This is a genomic window from Cellulophaga sp. Hel_I_12 (assembly GCF_000799565.1).
GTDB lineage: Bacteria > Bacteroidota > Bacteroidia > Flavobacteriales > Flavobacteriaceae > Cellulophaga.
Window position 1 is genome coordinate 3,517,049 of record NZ_JUHB01000001.1, and the last position, 14,907, is coordinate 3,531,955.

General features: G+C 34.5%; 18 protein-coding genes. 7 read left to right on the forward strand and 11 right to left on the reverse strand.

The genetic code is table 11. The annotated features are described in order from the left end of the window. Window positions 1-83: 83 nt before the first annotated feature. Window positions 84-809, forward strand: coding sequence for a hypothetical protein (locus GQ45_RS15280; protein ID WP_052188247.1), 726 nt, complete (start codon window positions 84-86; stop codon window positions 807-809). 18 nt (window positions 810-827) lie between these two features. Continuing rightward, window positions 828-1,487, forward strand: coding sequence for a uracil-DNA glycosylase family protein (locus GQ45_RS15285; RefSeq protein ID WP_047419356.1), 660 nt, complete (start codon window positions 828-830; stop codon window positions 1,485-1,487). Between the two features lies 1 nt (window position 1,488). Here the strand turns inward: GQ45_RS15285 and GQ45_RS18160 are convergent, their stop codons facing one another. Beyond that, the gene (locus GQ45_RS18160; RefSeq protein ID WP_197056965.1) at window positions 1,489-1,629 is read right to left on the reverse strand and encodes a hypothetical protein; all 141 of its coding nucleotides are present in this window, start codon (window positions 1,627-1,629) and stop codon (window positions 1,489-1,491) included. Between the two features lie 139 nt (window positions 1,630-1,768). After that, window positions 1,769-1,996, reverse strand: coding sequence for a hypothetical protein (locus tag GQ45_RS15290; RefSeq protein ID WP_047419357.1), 228 nt, complete (start codon window positions 1,994-1,996; stop codon window positions 1,769-1,771). Between the two features lie 144 nt (window positions 1,997-2,140). Between GQ45_RS15290 and GQ45_RS15295 the strand changes: the two genes are divergently transcribed. Next, the gene (locus tag GQ45_RS15295; protein WP_231555212.1) at window positions 2,141-3,568 is read left to right on the forward strand and encodes an alpha-amylase; all 1,428 of its coding nucleotides are present in this window, start codon (window positions 2,141-2,143) and stop codon (window positions 3,566-3,568) included. Window positions 3,569-3,600: 32 nt separating this feature from the next. On the opposite strand, the gene trpA is transcribed toward GQ45_RS15295, so the two are convergent. From trpA to GQ45_RS15340, 9 genes are all read right to left on the reverse strand, one after another. After that, window positions 3,601-4,362, reverse strand: coding sequence for a tryptophan synthase subunit alpha (gene trpA, locus GQ45_RS15300; RefSeq protein ID WP_047419358.1), 762 nt, complete (start codon window positions 4,360-4,362; stop codon window positions 3,601-3,603). Window positions 4,363-4,451: 89 nt separating this feature from the next. After that, complete coding sequence (trpB, locus tag GQ45_RS15305) at window positions 4,452-5,633, reverse strand: tryptophan synthase subunit beta (RefSeq protein WP_047419359.1); 1,182 nt, start codon at window positions 5,631-5,633, stop codon at window positions 4,452-4,454. Window positions 5,634-5,694: 61 nt separating this feature from the next. Then, complete coding sequence (locus tag GQ45_RS15310) at window positions 5,695-6,294, reverse strand: phosphoribosylanthranilate isomerase (RefSeq protein WP_047420496.1); 600 nt, start codon at window positions 6,292-6,294, stop codon at window positions 5,695-5,697. A gap of 83 nt (window positions 6,295-6,377) precedes the next feature. Then, the gene (trpC, locus tag GQ45_RS15315; RefSeq protein WP_047420498.1) at window positions 6,378-7,169 is read right to left on the reverse strand and encodes an indole-3-glycerol phosphate synthase TrpC; all 792 of its coding nucleotides are present in this window, start codon (window positions 7,167-7,169) and stop codon (window positions 6,378-6,380) included. 110 nt (window positions 7,170-7,279) lie between these two features. Beyond that, window positions 7,280-8,272, reverse strand: a complete 993-nt coding sequence (trpD, locus tag GQ45_RS15320; RefSeq protein ID WP_047419360.1) for an anthranilate phosphoribosyltransferase — start codon at window positions 8,270-8,272, stop codon at window positions 7,280-7,282. Window positions 8,273-8,370: 98 nt separating this feature from the next. Next, window positions 8,371-9,018, reverse strand: coding sequence for an aminodeoxychorismate/anthranilate synthase component II (locus tag GQ45_RS15325; RefSeq protein WP_081980933.1), 648 nt, complete (start codon window positions 9,016-9,018; stop codon window positions 8,371-8,373). Window positions 9,019-9,056: 38 nt separating this feature from the next. Beyond that, window positions 9,057-10,454, reverse strand: a complete 1,398-nt coding sequence (locus tag GQ45_RS15330) for an anthranilate synthase component I family protein (RefSeq protein WP_047419361.1) — start codon at window positions 10,452-10,454, stop codon at window positions 9,057-9,059. Between the two features lie 250 nt (window positions 10,455-10,704). After that, on the reverse strand, window positions 10,705-11,286 hold the full coding sequence (locus GQ45_RS15335) for a YceI family protein (RefSeq protein WP_156125445.1): 582 nt from the start codon (window positions 11,284-11,286) through the stop codon (window positions 10,705-10,707). 38 nt (window positions 11,287-11,324) lie between these two features. After that, window positions 11,325-11,771 carry a MarR family winged helix-turn-helix transcriptional regulator gene (locus GQ45_RS15340; protein WP_047419364.1) on the reverse strand — a complete coding sequence of 149 codons (447 nt, stop codon included), beginning with the start codon at window positions 11,769-11,771 and terminating at the stop codon, window positions 11,325-11,327. A 163-nt stretch (window positions 11,772-11,934) separates the two neighbouring features. Between GQ45_RS15340 and GQ45_RS15345 the strand changes: the two genes are divergently transcribed. The 4 genes from GQ45_RS15345 (at window position 11,935) to GQ45_RS15360 (ending at window position 14,891) form a co-directional block, all read left to right on the forward strand. Next, entirely contained in the window at window positions 11,935-12,246 is a 312-nt protein-coding gene (locus tag GQ45_RS15345; RefSeq protein WP_047420502.1) for a rhodanese-like domain-containing protein, read from the forward strand. A 113-nt stretch (window positions 12,247-12,359) separates the two neighbouring features. Continuing rightward, on the forward strand, window positions 12,360-13,643 hold the full coding sequence (locus tag GQ45_RS15350; protein ID WP_047419365.1) for a DUF2851 family protein: 1,284 nt from the start codon (window positions 12,360-12,362) through the stop codon (window positions 13,641-13,643). A gap of 9 nt (window positions 13,644-13,652) precedes the next feature. After that, window positions 13,653-13,880, forward strand: a complete 228-nt coding sequence (locus GQ45_RS15355) for a PspC domain-containing protein (RefSeq protein WP_047419371.1) — start codon at window positions 13,653-13,655, stop codon at window positions 13,878-13,880. Window positions 13,881-13,883: 3 nt separating this feature from the next. Beyond that, window positions 13,884-14,891 (forward strand): TrkA family potassium uptake protein, encoded by a 1,008-nt coding sequence (locus GQ45_RS15360; protein WP_047419372.1) that lies wholly within the window; start codon window positions 13,884-13,886, stop codon window positions 14,889-14,891. The last annotated feature ends 16 nt before the right edge of the window (window positions 14,892-14,907 follow it).

A 14,907-nucleotide genomic window follows, 5' to 3' on the forward strand; every position in this document is an offset into this window, starting at 1 on the left:
GTATAAAATTAAACCTGTAAGGTCTGCAAGAACTTACAGGTTTTTTATTCCTATTAGCACTAAAGATTTTAATACATTTGAGTATGTTCTATTATTTAACGATTGCACTTCAGGCGTACTGCGTTTATCATTGTTTTACAAACCGTAATTCCTATTACTGGCTTTTTGCTATTATTTTCTTACCTATTGTTGGTTCTTTGCTTTATATTTTTATGAATATTGCCAATAAACAAGAAATAAATAAGGTTCAGGGCGATATTGTATCAGCGATTAATCCAACTAAGAAAATTACAGATTTAGAAAAAAAGTTTGAATTTTCTGATACATTCCAAAATCAGGTCGCTTTGGCCGATGCGTATTTAGAAGCTAAAATGTTTGATAAAGCAATTCTTAATTTTGAAGAATCTTTAAAAGATGTGTTTGTAAATGATCACTACGCCATGACAAGATTATTAGAGGCGTATTATTATTCATCACAATCAGATAGGGCATTAGAAATAGCAGAACGATTAAAAGACGAGATAAAATTTAAAAAAACCAAGGCTTCTTTTTTATATGCTTTAGCATTAGAGAAAGAGGGAAATATAGATAAAGCGGAGGAGTTTCTTGCTTATTTTGATGCACCCTATAGCTATTATGAAGAGCGTTTTGAGTTGGCTAAATTTTATATTAGAAATGGTAATTTAAAAAAAGCTAGAACACTTTTGGAAGAATTGGTCACAGAGTCAGAACGCATGACAAAAACAAGTTACCGACAAAATTCAGGTACGTTAAAGCAAATAAAAGAGCTTCAAAAAACCAATCTGTAACATCATATTCTGAAAAAGATATTCCAACATACACATCCTTACGAGCCTTTTTTATTTAAAGAAGCAACAAAACTTATTGTTGGTACATTACCTCCACCAAGATTTACAACAGGCATTTTAAAAGAAGGCGACGTTAATTTTTGTTATGGAAGTAAAGACGGACAACTTTGGCCTATTTTAGACAAAATTTTTAATCTAAAATTAGCGTATGAAACTACAGATAGGGCCATAGTACAGCGAAAAAAATTTTTAACAGAACAAAAGATTGCTGTCTGTGATATTGTCTCTTTTGCAGAACGTTCAAAGATTGATGCATCGGACTTAGGAATGCAAAACGTGGTTTTAAGGGACGTCATTGCCTATTTAAAAATATATAAAAATGTGGACACCTTACTTTTTACAGGTGGCAATAGTAAAAATGGGCCTGAGTATTTCTTCCGAAGGCACATAAAAGACTACCATCTAAAATTAAGTGTAATTTCTAGTGATGTACCTAGAATACATTCTTTTGAATTAGACGATAGAATCATAAAAACGGTATCCTTGACAGCGCCTTCTGGAGCAGCAAATAGAGCTGTTGGTGGTTTAGAAGCTTACAAAATAATGAGAGACAAAAACCCGAAAATCAACACTATTGATTTTCGGGTTTTGCAATATGCTCCGTTTTTTAAAAATTAGATTACTCCTTGTTTTGTTGCTTTTTTATGGTGTCTTTTTCAATATCAAACTTGTTCGTGTCTATATCGGTATTCCCCGTAGGGTTGGTAGGATTTGTTTGTTGTGTTTTTCTTCTTAACTTTTTGTCTTCAAATATTCCCATGATTTATATGTTTTTTGGTTCACTCTTAAGATAAGAGTAAACACTTAAAAAAACAGTTAAAGGTCTTATAAAGCTTTGTTAGTAAACGTTAAAGCGCTAGGTATTTTATGGGTAAAGCACATAGAAACAAGCTTACTCCTTATCTTTTTTTGGTTTTTACGAGTTGTAAGAGGCTTAGCCGAATTAATAAAAGAAACGGAAATCCATGCATGAGCACATCAAACCAATCTTGTATTTTCATACCCGTTGCGCCGCCAGCGATCCATTTTAATTTCCCCCATAAATGAGGTTCAGGAAAAAAGGGCGCTAAACCAAGTGTTAGGCATAGTAATGCAATGAGCTTCCAGTTATTTAAAAATTCTTTCATTGTTTGAAACTAAAGAGTGTACCAACTAATATAATGAAATATAAGTAAAAGTAGGAATGCATTAATTTAAATTTGTGTAATCCTTATCGCGTTCTAAATTTGTAGCTTTTTAAGCTATCTTTAGCTTAATTTAATACTTATACTATGTTAAACATATCGGTTAGAAATTTTTTTCAAAGAAATATAGGTTATAACCGTTTGATGTTTGTTGTGCTATTTGTATTGTTTTTGTCATGCTCCCAGGATACTTCCAATGAAGAACAGTCGATTGATTCCCAGGGTCAGGATTTGTCTAAATATCTAACGAACAGGGGCGTAATGATGCAGGCATTTTATTGGGATGTTGAACCGCGTTTTGAATGGTGGAATACATTGGCTGGCAAAACGGAAAATTGGTCAAAAATCGGGGTTGATAAGTTGTGGTTGCCTCCAGTTTCCAAAGGGCAGTCTGGCGGGTTTTCTATGGGTTATGATCCTTCAGATTATTTTGATTTAGGAGAATTTAATCAACATGGCACTGTTAAAACAAGATTTGGTTCTAAAGATGATCTTTTAAAGCTTATAACATCTGCTCATTTAAACAAGATTGATGTCATAGCAGATATCGTGATGGGACACAATAGTGGAGGTGGATTGGAGTTCAATAGCTATAGAAATAAACAAACATTTACATTGTTCAATTCTCTCAATGGTAATGCGTCTGGTTTATTTAATAGAAGCTTCGAAGACTTTCATCCAAATAGTATTCATGCTTCAGATGAACAAGCTTTATTTTTTGCAGAACAAGATCTCTGTCACCTTCAAGAGAACGTACAAAATTGGTTTTGGAAAAATGATAATTCAGTAGCAAAATATTATAAAAATACAATAGGATTTGATGGTTGGCGTTTTGATTATGTTAAAAGTTTTAGTCCTCAATTTGTAAAAGCTTGGATCACTGAGGTTGGAGGTTGGACGGTTGGAGAATTTTTTGATGGCAATGCAGATTTAGTTCGTCAGTGGGTTGCAAACTCAGGAGCTAAGGCTTTTGATTTTCCAAATCTTTTTCAAATGAGAGATGCATTTGAGCAAAATAATTTGCGAATTTTACAAACTGGTGATATGCTTTGGAAGACCAATCCAGATGATGCAGTAACTTTTGTAGCTAATCACGATACCGATCGTGAATCAATAATTCCGAATAACAAAAAGCTTTTGGCATACGCGTTTATATTAACTCATCCTGGTTATCCATGTATTTTTTACGCTGATTATGAAAATCTAGCCTTTAAGTCTAAATTAGAAGATTTAATTTTAATCAATAGAACCATTGCAGTCGGAGACTTAAAGGTGCTTTATGCCGACTCCGACGAATATATAGCAGAAAGAAAAGGCGTAGGAAGTAATCCAGGAATAGTTGTTTATATCAATAGAAATACCACTGAAATGTCTCGAGAAATTAAAACTAGTTGGATTTCTAAAGATTTACATGATTATACTAAAAATATCAAAAGCGGCCTTTCAACAAATGCGGAGGGCTCAGCAAAATTAAAAGTTCCCGCTAATGGTTATGCGGTGTGGTCTATTAAATAAATGCCCCTAGACCTTAAATAATTATGAAGCAATTATTTTAATGCTTTTATAAATTTAGAAATTGAAATTACACCATTTTCCGTTAAATTTTTAATAAACGCTGATCCAATAATGGCGCCTTTAGCATAGGTTGTAGCTTGGTTAAAAGTAGCAGCATCTTTAATTCCAAAACCAACAATTTGTGGATTTTTTAAATTCATAGCGGCGATACGTTTAAAGTATTTGGTTTGTTCGTCGCCGAAACCAGCCTTGGAACCTGTAACACTGGCGGAACTTACCATGTAAATAAAAGCGTCAGAGGCAGCATCTATTTGCCTGATACGTTCATCAGTGGTTTGTGGAGTGATTAAAAAAATAAATTTTAAATTAAATGTATCAAAAATAGCTTTGTATTCATCCTCATAAACTGCCAAGGGTAGGTCTGGAAGAATTAATCCATCAATCCCTATTTCTTGACATTTTTTACAGAAGGCTTCGACACCATATTGCAACACAGGATTAAAATATCCCATCATAATCAAAGGAATACTGACTGATTTTCTAATATCTTTTAATTGTTCAAAGACTAAATTAGTGGTCATTCCTTTTTTTAATGCCGCTGTAGAACTCTCTTGAATTGTAGGTCCATCTGCTAAAGGATCGCTAAAGGGTAATCCTATCTCTACCATATCAACACCATTAGCTTCTAAATCCTGAATGATTTTTACGGTATCGTTCAGTGATGGATACCCAGCTGTAAAATATATAGAAAGGAGTTTTTTATCCTCCTGCATTTTTTTGTTTATTCTGTTCATTTTAAAAGTACTAAGGATTAAGTGAACGTACCAAGTAAAAATAATAAATGATGCTATTTACTACCTGTTACTCGGTACGTGCTACTATTTTATAACTTAAAATATTTTATGTAATTATCTAAATCTTTATCGCCCCGACCCGATAAACTAATCACAACTACATCATCGGGCTTAAAGGTTTTGTGCTGAAAAATTGCTAAAGCATGGCTCGTTTCTATCGCAGGAATAATTCCTTCTAGTTGTGTTAATTCTAAGCCAGCCACCATGGCTTCATCATCAGTGGCAGAATAGAATTCTCCACGGCCAGATGTGTATAAGTGCGCATGCATAGGGCCAACACCAGGATAATCTAAACCAGCAGAAATAGAGTAGGGTTCTGTTATTTGTCCGTCGCCCGTTTGCATCAATAAAGTTTTACAGCCGTGAATTACCCCTTGCTTACCTAAAACTGAGGTAGCGGCGCTTTCACCAGTATCAATGCCTTTGCCTGCGGCTTCTACAGCAATAATTCCGACTTTTGGCTCATGTAAAAAATGATAATAGGTACCTGCAGCATTACTTCCACCACCAATACAAGCAATTACATAATCTGGATGTTCACGACCTTCTTTTTCTTTTAATTGCCATTTTATTTCTTCAGATATGACCGATTGAAAACGAGTCACCATATCTGGATAAGGGTGTGGACCAATGGCAGACCCAATGATGTAATGAGTGTCTACAGGGTTGTTGATCCAATCGCGAATAGCTTCATTCGTAGCATCCTTTAAAGTTCTACTTCCGGATAAGGCCGGCCGTACTTCAGCTCCTAACATTTTCATACGAGCTACATTGGGGGCTTGTCGTGCAATATCAATTTCACCCATGTACACTACACATTTCATACCCATTAAGGCACAAACAGTTGCTGTAGCCACGCCATGTTGCCCTGCACCAGTTTCAGCAATAATTCTGGTTTTATGCAATCTTTTGGCCATTAAAATCTGACCAATCGTATTGTTTATTTTGTGTGCTCCGGTATGATTTAAGTCCTCACGCTTTAAATACACTTTGGTATTGTACTTTTCCGATAAGCGTTTGGCAAAATAAAGTGGTGAAGGTCTGCCCACATAATCTTTTAAAAGTTGATCGAACTCTGCCTTAAAATCAGGTTCAGCCATTATTTGCAAGTAGTTTTGACGTAATTCTTCCACATTCGGGTATAGCATCTCCGGAATGAATGCTCCGCCAAACTCCCCGTAATATCCTTTTTCAGTTGCGTTATAATTCATATTATTTTCTTTTTTTCTTTTTTTAAATCGAAAGCTTAGGATTTTAAATTAAGCCTTTTTACTATATGTGCAATTTGCTTTTCAATTCTTTTAATTTATCAATGTCTTTTAAGCCTGGTTGCAGTTCAAATTTACTATTCACATCAATAGCATGACAATATTTTGAAGTGGGTATTTCAAAAAATAATTTTAAATCTTTTACTTCTTCTAAGCCAATTCCTCCACTTAAAAAATAAGGTTTTTTAGAAGGGTATTTTTTTAAAATAGTCCAATCGAAAGTAACCCCATTACCCCCGGGCAATTTTCCTTTAGTATCAAAAAGATAAAAATCACATACCTTTTCATACGGCGCTAAGAGGCTGAAATCAAATTCATCTAAAACAGAAAATACCTTAATAATTTCTATATTTTTTGATTTTTCGCTTAATTCTTGACAAAATTCTGGAGATTCTTTTCCATGCAACTGAACAGCCACAAGTCCAAAACTTCTTATTTTTTCGATTATTTCAGTAATCGAAGCATCCACAAAAACACCTACTTTTTTAATTCGGTGTGGAATTGCATCAAGAGTTCCCTGATAATTTCTTTTTGAATTTTCCCAAAATATAAATCCTAAATAATCCGGGTGTAAAGCAGCGACATGGGCCGTATTTAAATTCATGCCACATATTTTCAATTTTAAAGCGTGCTGCTCCAAAGTTGTGGGCTTTTCCTGTTTAACTGTATAGTTGTAGGCTGCCATGATTACAAATCAGCGTTTAATTGCTCTATAAAATTTTTAGCGCTTTGGCCAGGATGATCCGTTTTCATAAAATTCTCACCAATTAAGAAACCTTGATATCCGTAGTTTTTCAACTCTTTTATCGCTTCTATACTGCCAATGCCACTTTCTGACACCTTTACAAAATCTGCCGGAATTAAATGCGATAACGATTTGCTGGTGTTTAGGGAAACCTCGAAAGTTTTTAAATTTCGATTGTTAACCCCTAATAGATCTAAACTAGGCATAATTGATTTTTGCAATTCGGCTTCATCGTGTACTTCTAAGAGTACATTTAATTGCAAGCTTTTTGCAAAATTAGATAGTTCTTTTATTTCTTGTCTCGTTAAAATGGCAGCAATAAGTAAAATAACATCAGCCCCATAGGCTTTTGCTTCTACTATTTGATATTCGTCGATGATAAACTCTTTGCGTAATAATGGATATTTAGTTACCGCCCTTGCTAACAATAAATCATCTAAAGAACCACCAAAATACTTGGCGTCTGTTAATACCGACATACCACAAACGCCTGCCTGTTCATATCCGGTAGCCACATCTTGAACATTTAAACCTTGGTTTATTTCTGATTTCGAAGGCGAACGCCTTTTATGTTCTGCAATGATCCCAGAGCTGCTATTACGTAGTGCGTTTGCCAAGGAATTTTCTGGCCTATCAAATAATACAGATTGTTCTAGTTGCTTCATAGGAATTAAAGACTTTCGTATGGAAACTTCCACACGTTTATCAGCTACTATTTTTTCTAATATATCCATTTTTATCGTTGCTCGTTGTTTTGTGTAGGTTGTCATAGCGATCCTTTTAAAAGCGTGTTTCTGGATCAGGATGTCAATACTACTTACCTTACTTTAAAATATACTATTTATCAAACACTCAATGCTTGTAATTTTTTTAATGATACCAAGGCTTTTCCACTTAAAAGCGATTCTTTTGCTTTTTCAAAACCTGCCATTGGGCTACAATTTTCAACCGTTGCGATGGCGATACCTGCGTTTGCACAAACCACATTATTTTGTGCTTCTGTACCTTTTCCTTGAAGAATATTCAAGAAAATTTGTGCTGACTCTTGAATGCTCTCACCTCCAGAAATTTCTTTCATAGTCACGGCTTTTACACCAAAATCGGACGGTTTAAGTATGCCTTCATTAGTGTTCGATATGGTTTTCGTATTTCCAGTTAAGGATATTTCATCATAACCGTCTAAGGCATGAAGCACCGTGAAATTCTTATTCGTATTCTGATACAAATACCCATACATTCTCGCCAACTCTAAATTAAAAACACCTACGATTTGGTTTTTTGGAAAAGCGGGGTTTACCATGGGCCCCAACATGTTAAAAAAGGTTTTTACCCCCAATTCTTTTCGAATAGGAGCAACATTTTTCATGGCAGGATGAAATAAGGGCGCATGTAAAACACAAATTCCAGCTTGATCAATGGTCTTCTCTAGAAAATCGGCATTACTGCTAAATTTAATACCTAAAAACTCCATCACATTGCTACTTCCACAAGTCGACGAAACGCCATAGTTTCCATGTTTTGTTACTTTAATGCCAGCTCCGGCAGTCACAAATGATGCTAAGGTTGAAATATTAAAGGTATCTTTTCCATCACCACCAGTGCCACATAAATCTATAGGATTGTACGCTGATAAATCAATGGCAATACATAATTCTAATAAAGCATCTCTAAACCCTTCAAGTTCAGCAATGGTTACGCTGCGCATCATGTATACCGTTAAAAATGCTGCAATTTGACTTGTATTGTAATCTCCGTTGGCCATATTCACTAGAATTTGTTTAGCATCTTCTTTAGCTAATACATCGTGATTAATAAGCCGGTTTAATGTGTCCTTCATTGCCTTCTTGAACCTTCCCCAAGGGGAAGGAATTTATTTATTTTATTATGCTTAATGCTTCAGTTTTATTGTTTACTTACTATCGCGAGCTCTAGTTGTTAATTCTTTACTTTAGCAACTAGTGGGCTTTTGACCCAATTTTCTAACATCTTTTTTCCGTCTGGTGTGAGAACAGATTCGGGATGAAATTGAACAGCTGAAATAGCATATTCTTTATGTCTAATCGACATAATTTGTCCGTTGGCATCCAATGATGTTATTTCTAAAACCTCCGGGAAGTCATCCGGATTAACCACCCAGGAGTGGTAACGACCTACTGCAATTTCTCTTGGCATTCCTTGAAATAAAGGATCGTCTTTTACAATGTTTATTTGTGTTGCAATACCGTGGTATACCTGTTTTAAATTAATCAAGGAACCACCAAACACTTCGGCAATTGCTTGTTGTCCTAAGCAAACACCTAATATTTTTTTAGTGGATGCATACTGTTTAATAATCGCTTTTAATAAACCTGCTTCATCTGGAATTCCAGGTCCAGGCGATAAAACAATGCTCTCAAATTTAGCCACCTCGTCTAGTGTTAGTTGGTCGTTTCTTTTGACCACTACTTCGCAATTCAAATCTTCTAAATAGTGGACTAGATTATAGGTAAAACTATCGTAATTGTCTATGACCAATACAGGACCCGTACCTTGGTTCTCCGACTGGGATAAACTCTTATCTGTTACTACTTTTTTTGTATTCATTAATTTTTTATTAAAATGCACCCTTTAGGGTTTGAAGCTTATATCTCTTCAGCTATTTCAAGGGCTTTTGTTAAAGCGCCTAACTTATTATATGTTTCCTGTAATTCTTCTTCTGCATTTGAAGCGGCTACGATGCCTGCACCTGCTTGATAATGGAGTTGGTGATTTTTACTTAAAAAAGTTCTAATCATGATGGCGTGGTTAAAATTTCCTTTAAAATCCATAAAACCTATAGCACCACCATAATAACCTCTGCTTGTTTTTTCGTATTTTTCTATCAATTGCATCGCCCTGTGTTTTGGTGCGCCACTTAATGTTCCCGCAGGAAAAGTATCCGCCACGACTTTCATCGTCGGGATATTTTTTTTCTTTTTTCCAACCACTTTTGAAACCAGATGAATCACATGAGAAAAAAACTGAACTTCTCGGTAATTCGTTACTTTTACCATGCTACCATTACGGCTTAGGTCGTTTCGTGCCAAATCAACCAGCATTACATGCTCGCTGTTTTCTTTATCGTCTTCGGATAATTGTTTGGCTAGAATAGTGTCTTGTTCGTCGTTTCCTGTGCGTTTAAATGTCCCAGCAATAGGATGTATTTCTGCCATTCCGTCTTTCACTACTAATTGAGCCTCGGGTGAACTACCAAATATTTTAAAATCGCCATAATCAAAATAAAAAAGATATGGGGAAGGGTTTATGGAACGTAAAGCACGATACACATTAAATTCATCACCTTTAAAGTTCTGAGAAAATCTCCGTGACAGTACCAATTGGAAAATATCGCCTCTTTGACAATGTTTTTTAGCTAATTGAACATGTTCTTTATATTCTTCATCTTTTAAATTAGAAGCAACCTTGCCATCCAAACTAAAATTGTACGATGCGAAGTTTTTCACATTTAAAATTTGTTCTATTTCAGAAATGTTACTTTCAGATTCGTAACAGTTTGAAAAAATATAGGCTTCATTTTTAAAGTGATTGATCGCTATGATATTTTTGTACACCGCGTAATAAATATCAGGAATGGCAACAGAATTAGCTTTTTTTGTCAATTGAACATCCTCAAAATAGCGAACTGCATCATAGGCCATATAACCAAATAAGCCGTTTTCAATAAACTTAAAGGCGTTGTTTTCGGCTTTAAATCTTTTGCTGAAATTTTCTATAACCGCAACAACATCTGTGGTGGTATCAATGACTAATTCTTCAATAGTACCATCAGGAAATTGCTGGGTGATGACTTCATTCTCAACTTTTATAGACGCAATAGGATTGCAACAGATATAGGAAAAACTATTATCGTTGGTATGGTAATCGCTACCTTCTAGTAAAATACTGTTCGGGAAACGATCTCGAATTTTAAGGTAAACACTGACCGGCGTAATGGTGTCTGCCAATATTTTTTTGAAATGTGTTTTTAATTGGTATGTCATTTTAATGCTTTAAAATAAGTAAGGCTTGTCGTGATGACAAGCCTTATATAATTATATACAATGGTGCTTTGCTCACGGTTTTTGTCGTAAGGTATTCCACCACCAAGTATTTACAGTTAAATTTTTCATTGACCTCAAAGATAGAAATCATTTTTAAGAATACAAACAGGAAGTTGTAAAAAAATAAACCCCACTAGAAAAATATCTACGTAGTGGGGTTTAGGTGATTTTCTTTAATTTTTAATGGAACTTAAAATTCTAAATCTACTACCAAATCAAACTCGTCGTAAATAGCCTTGTCTTTTAAGGTGTCTGTAAAATTTGAAGACCCGTATTTAATATTATAATTAGTTCTGTCAACCTTTAAAGTAGCGGTTGCCTTACTTCCGTAAACCGATAGATCAAAAGTAATTGCTTTCGTAATTCCTTTAATGGTTAAATCACCAGTAACCTCGTATGAATTTTTCCCATCTGCTTTAACATTGGTAAAAACTAATTTCGAAGTGGCATGATTTGCCGTTCCAAAAAAATCATCAGCATTTAAATGCCCTTCTAATTTTTCTTTTCCTTCACCTGCTTTTAAGTCTTCAACAGTAATACTCGACATATCCACCATAAACTCACCACCAGTTAATTTATCACCTTCAAACATGAGTGTTCCTGATTTTAGGTCTATTTTGCCATAGTGTGAACCTGCAAATTTGTAACCTTTCCAGGTTACTGTGCTACTTTCTGTTTTTACTTCTTTTTTTTCTCCATCAATAGGAGTTGTTGCAAATGCGGTAGCACCAAATACTAGTGCAAATACGAAACTTAAGCTGTTCTTTTTCATGTTTTTAATTTTTATTGTTTGTGTTTAAGTATTTGTGATTAAAATTTATCTAATAGTTTATTTAATAGGGTCAAATCGGCTCCGTTAAACTTATGAAGTAAACTTTCTTCTGCTTTTTTCATGGCTTGGTCCATACTGAGTAAAACTTTTTCGCCTGTTTGGGTTATCGTAATTTCAACTTTTCTCCTATTGCTCTCGCAAGTTTCTCTTTCTACAAAATCTTTTAAAATAAGCTTATCCACCAACCTTGTGGTATTACTCATTTTCGTTACCATTCGTTCATTTAAGGTACTTAGGTTAGCAGGTTTCCCTTTTTGGCCTCGCAAAATTCGAAGCACGTTAAATTGCTGTAGCGAAACATCATAGGGTTTTAAGGCATTTGTTATGACCTCATTTACTTTGTTTTCAACCAAACTTAAGTGAATTATTGTCCTTTGTTTTAAAGGAATTTCTTTTTCAGTTTTTATGGTTTCTTCTACATTCATGTCAATACAACAATTGTATATACAAATGTATTTCTAATTATTTAGGATACACTAAAGTTTGCTATTAATGTTTTGTTAAATTTTCTCTAGTTTTAAAATCACGTTGTGGGCGGTAATGCATTTTGAAAATAATGACTTATTTTTGAGGATAAAAGTTTTTAATATGGCAGATTTAGTACAAGAAGATTGGGCGGAACAACTAAAAAAAGATGCGAATGCGTTTCTTTTAGATGTAAGAACAGCACAAGAAGTAGCAGAGGGATATATACCTAATGCAACCAACATAGATATTCATTTAGGGCAAGGTTTTTTAAATGAAATTGAAAAATTAGATAAGTCTAAAACTTACTTTGTGTATTGTCGATCAGGAGCACGCAGTGGGCAGGCTTGTGCTATTATGAATAGCCTTGGTTTTGAAAATGCCTATAATTTAGTTGGAGGCTTTATGAATTGGGAAGGTGAGGTTGCTCAATAAAAAGTTTTATCTTTAATTAGGATAGTCGAATTTTCTGATCTTTCTCTCTATTTTTAACCAAAACAGCGAAACCCGAACTAGGTGCTGCAAACCATTAGAAACCAGAAATCAACATGCGAGAAGATTTTCTTCATTTTATCTGGAAATATAAAAAAATAAGAACTGCACCCCTAGTAAGTTCGCAAAATGAGACAATCGAAATTCTATCAGAAGGTACGCATAACCATTTGTCTGGTCCGGATTTTTTCAACGCCAGAATAAAAATAAATGAACAACTCTGGGCTGGCAATGTGGAAATCCACATCAAGTCATCCGATTGGTATGCACATGGCCATGAAAGCGATCCAAACTATGACAACGTAATTCTTCATGTTGTTTGGGATGATGATGTGGCTATTTTTAGAAAAGACAATACACAAATTTCTACGCTCGAACTTAAAGCTTATGTATCAAAAGAGGTATTTGAAGCCTATCAAAAACTTTTTGAAGCGCGCACGAACAGGTTTATTAATTGTCAAAATGACATAACTAGTGTTAACGATTTTGTTTTTAAAAATTGGTTAGAACGCCTATTTTTCGAGCGTTTGGAACAAAAATCGAATGCTGTAGCCGAATTATTAGTACGGCATAACAACGATTGGGAACAAGTATTGTTTTCACTTTTAGTAAAGAACTTTGGACTAAAAATAAATGGAGAATCTTTTCAAAGTTTAAGCGAAAGTTTGCCTTTTAGCATCGTTCGAAAAATAGGGGATAGTGCCCTACAACTTGAAGCTACTTTTTTCGGGATGGCGGGCTTTTTAGAAAGTGATGAAATTTCAGATGCGTATTACCTTCATCTTAGAAAAGAATATCAATTCATAGAGCACAAATTCAAATTAAACAATCAAGCTGTTCAGAAGCCAGAATTTTTTAAATTAAGACCATCCAATTTTCCGACACTGCGTTTGTCGCAAATCGCTAATTTGTATTCAAAAAATCAAAATCTGTTCCATAAAATAATAGATGCCCAGAGCTTAGATGTTATTTATGACCTATTTAATGTTCAAGCCAGTGCCTATTGGAATTCTCATTTTACCTTTGGAAAAGAATCTAAAAAAAGTAGCAAAAAACTAACTAAAAATTTTATTGAACTTCTCCTTATAAATACCATACTTCCTTTAAAATTTGAATATGCCAAGCATTTCAATACCGCCGAAGAGGCTTCTATCGTCGCTATTGTGGCGGGTATTAAAAATGAAAGGAATAGTATTATTGATAATTTTTTGTCCTTAGGGGTTGGCATATCTAATGCTATGGAAAGTCAGGCTGTTTTGCAATTGTATAACAACTACTGCTCAAAAAATAATTGTTTACATTGCGCCGTTGGGCATCATTTATTAAAAGGAAATACTTAATTTTAGCCTATGAATATTTTCTATCAGGCATTATATTTTTTTCAAAAGCGTGGTTTTGAGGTGTGTAGACGTATCGCGGAGCGTATGGGCATCAGAGCGAGAGTGGTCAGAACTTCATTTATTTATCTTGCTTTTGTTACCTTAGGCTTTGGTTTTGCCCTGTATTTGTTCGTTGCGTTCTGGTTAAAAATAAAAGATCTGGTACATACCAAAAGAACCTCCGTGTTTGACTTATAAACAATGATAAAACTCTTTAAATCTAAAATATATCTAGCCTTTTTTTTGATGATAGCTGTTTTGCTCGTTGGAGTTTTTGGCTACAGAATGATTTCAAATTTTGACTGGATTGATGCGGTTTATATGACCATCATTACGGTCACTACAGTTGGTTTTTCTGAAGTGAGACCATTAGATGACACCTCAAAACTATTTACTGTTGTTTTGATTATCTTAAGCGTTTTTATTTTTGCTTATGCCATATCGGTGATTACAGAATATATTTTAGGTAGAAATTCATTACAATTATTAAAAAAGAAAAAAGTGAAAAACACCATAAATAGTTTAAAAAACCATGTGCTTATTTGCGGTTTTGGACGTAACGGAATACAAGCATCTGAGCGTTTAAAAGCCTACAGAAAACCATTTGTAGTTATTGAGAAAGATAAGGCCATCATAGAAAGGTATGAAAATGACATTCTTTTTGTGGAAGGTGATGCTAATGACGATGATGTTTTAATAGAGGCAGGTATAGAAAATGCACAGTATTTAATTACCGCATTACCAGATGATGCCACTAATTTATTTGTGGTGCTATCAGCCAGACAGTTAAATAAAGATTTATTCATTATCAGCCGGGCATCATTGGCAAATTCTCAGAAAAAATTACTTTTGGCAGGAGCCAATAAGGTAATTATGCCTGATAAAATTGGTGGAGATCACATGGCATCACTTGTCGTTATGCCCGATTTAATTACTTTTATGGACAAATTGTCCATGGAAGGCGAGCATACAACCAACTTAGAAGAAGTCGCTATAGAAGATTTTGCGGATCAGTTAGATTGCAATTCTTTGCGTGATTTAGATTTGCGGAATAGAACAGGGTGTACCATTATTGGATATATTGAACCCAACGGTAATTATATCATTAATCCAGAAGCCGATTTAAAATTAGAACCCAAAAGTAAAGTCATTGTCTTAGGAAGACCAGAGCAAATTCGAAAATTAAATGAAATGTTTCGGATAGTTTAACTGTCTTTGATAAATA

What these genes read in the sequence shown, in the direction of transcription:
- GQ45_RS15280 (WP_052188247.1), top strand. Translation starts at nt 84, where the DNA reads ATGTTCTATTATTTAACGATTGCACTTCAGGCGTACTGCGTTTATCAT.
- GQ45_RS15340 (WP_047419364.1), bottom strand. Translation starts at nt 11,771, where the DNA reads ATGAATGTAGAAGAAACCATAAAAACTGAAAAAGAAATTCCTTTAAAA.
- GQ45_RS15335 (WP_156125445.1), bottom strand. Translation starts at nt 11,286, where the DNA reads ATGAAAAAGAACAGCTTAAGTTTCGTATTTGCACTAGTATTTGGTGCT.
- GQ45_RS15345 (WP_047420502.1), top strand. Translation starts at nt 11,935, where the DNA reads ATGGCAGATTTAGTACAAGAAGATTGGGCGGAACAACTAAAAAAAGAT.
- GQ45_RS15295 (WP_231555212.1), top strand. Translation starts at nt 2,141, where the DNA reads ATGTTAAACATATCGGTTAGAAATTTTTTTCAAAGAAATATAGGTTAT.
- trpD (WP_047419360.1), bottom strand. Translation starts at nt 8,272, where the DNA reads ATGAAGGACACATTAAACCGGCTTATTAATCACGATGTATTAGCTAAA.
- GQ45_RS15355 (WP_047419371.1), top strand. Translation starts at nt 13,653, where the DNA reads ATGAATATTTTCTATCAGGCATTATATTTTTTTCAAAAGCGTGGTTTT.
- GQ45_RS15290 (WP_047419357.1), bottom strand. Translation starts at nt 1,996, where the DNA reads ATGAAAGAATTTTTAAATAACTGGAAGCTCATTGCATTACTATGCCTA.
- trpA (WP_047419358.1), bottom strand. Translation starts at nt 4,362, where the DNA reads ATGAACAGAATAAACAAAAAAATGCAGGAGGATAAAAAACTCCTTTCT.
- GQ45_RS15350 (WP_047419365.1), top strand. Translation starts at nt 12,360, where the DNA reads ATGCGAGAAGATTTTCTTCATTTTATCTGGAAATATAAAAAAATAAGA.
- GQ45_RS15325 (WP_081980933.1), bottom strand. Translation starts at nt 9,018, where the DNA reads ATGAATACAAAAAAAGTAGTAACAGATAAGAGTTTATCCCAGTCGGAG.
- GQ45_RS15330 (WP_047419361.1), bottom strand. Translation starts at nt 10,454, where the DNA reads ATGACATACCAATTAAAAACACATTTCAAAAAAATATTGGCAGACACC.
- GQ45_RS15360 (WP_047419372.1), top strand. Translation starts at nt 13,884, where the DNA reads ATGATAAAACTCTTTAAATCTAAAATATATCTAGCCTTTTTTTTGATG.
- GQ45_RS18160 (WP_197056965.1), bottom strand. Translation starts at nt 1,629, where the DNA reads ATGGGAATATTTGAAGACAAAAAGTTAAGAAGAAAAACACAACAAACA.
- trpC (WP_047420498.1), bottom strand. Translation starts at nt 7,169, where the DNA reads ATGGATATATTAGAAAAAATAGTAGCTGATAAACGTGTGGAAGTTTCC.
- trpB (WP_047419359.1), bottom strand. Translation starts at nt 5,633, where the DNA reads ATGAATTATAACGCAACTGAAAAAGGATATTACGGGGAGTTTGGCGGA.
- GQ45_RS15310 (WP_047420496.1), bottom strand. Translation starts at nt 6,294, where the DNA reads ATGAATTTAAATACGGCCCATGTCGCTGCTTTACACCCGGATTATTTA.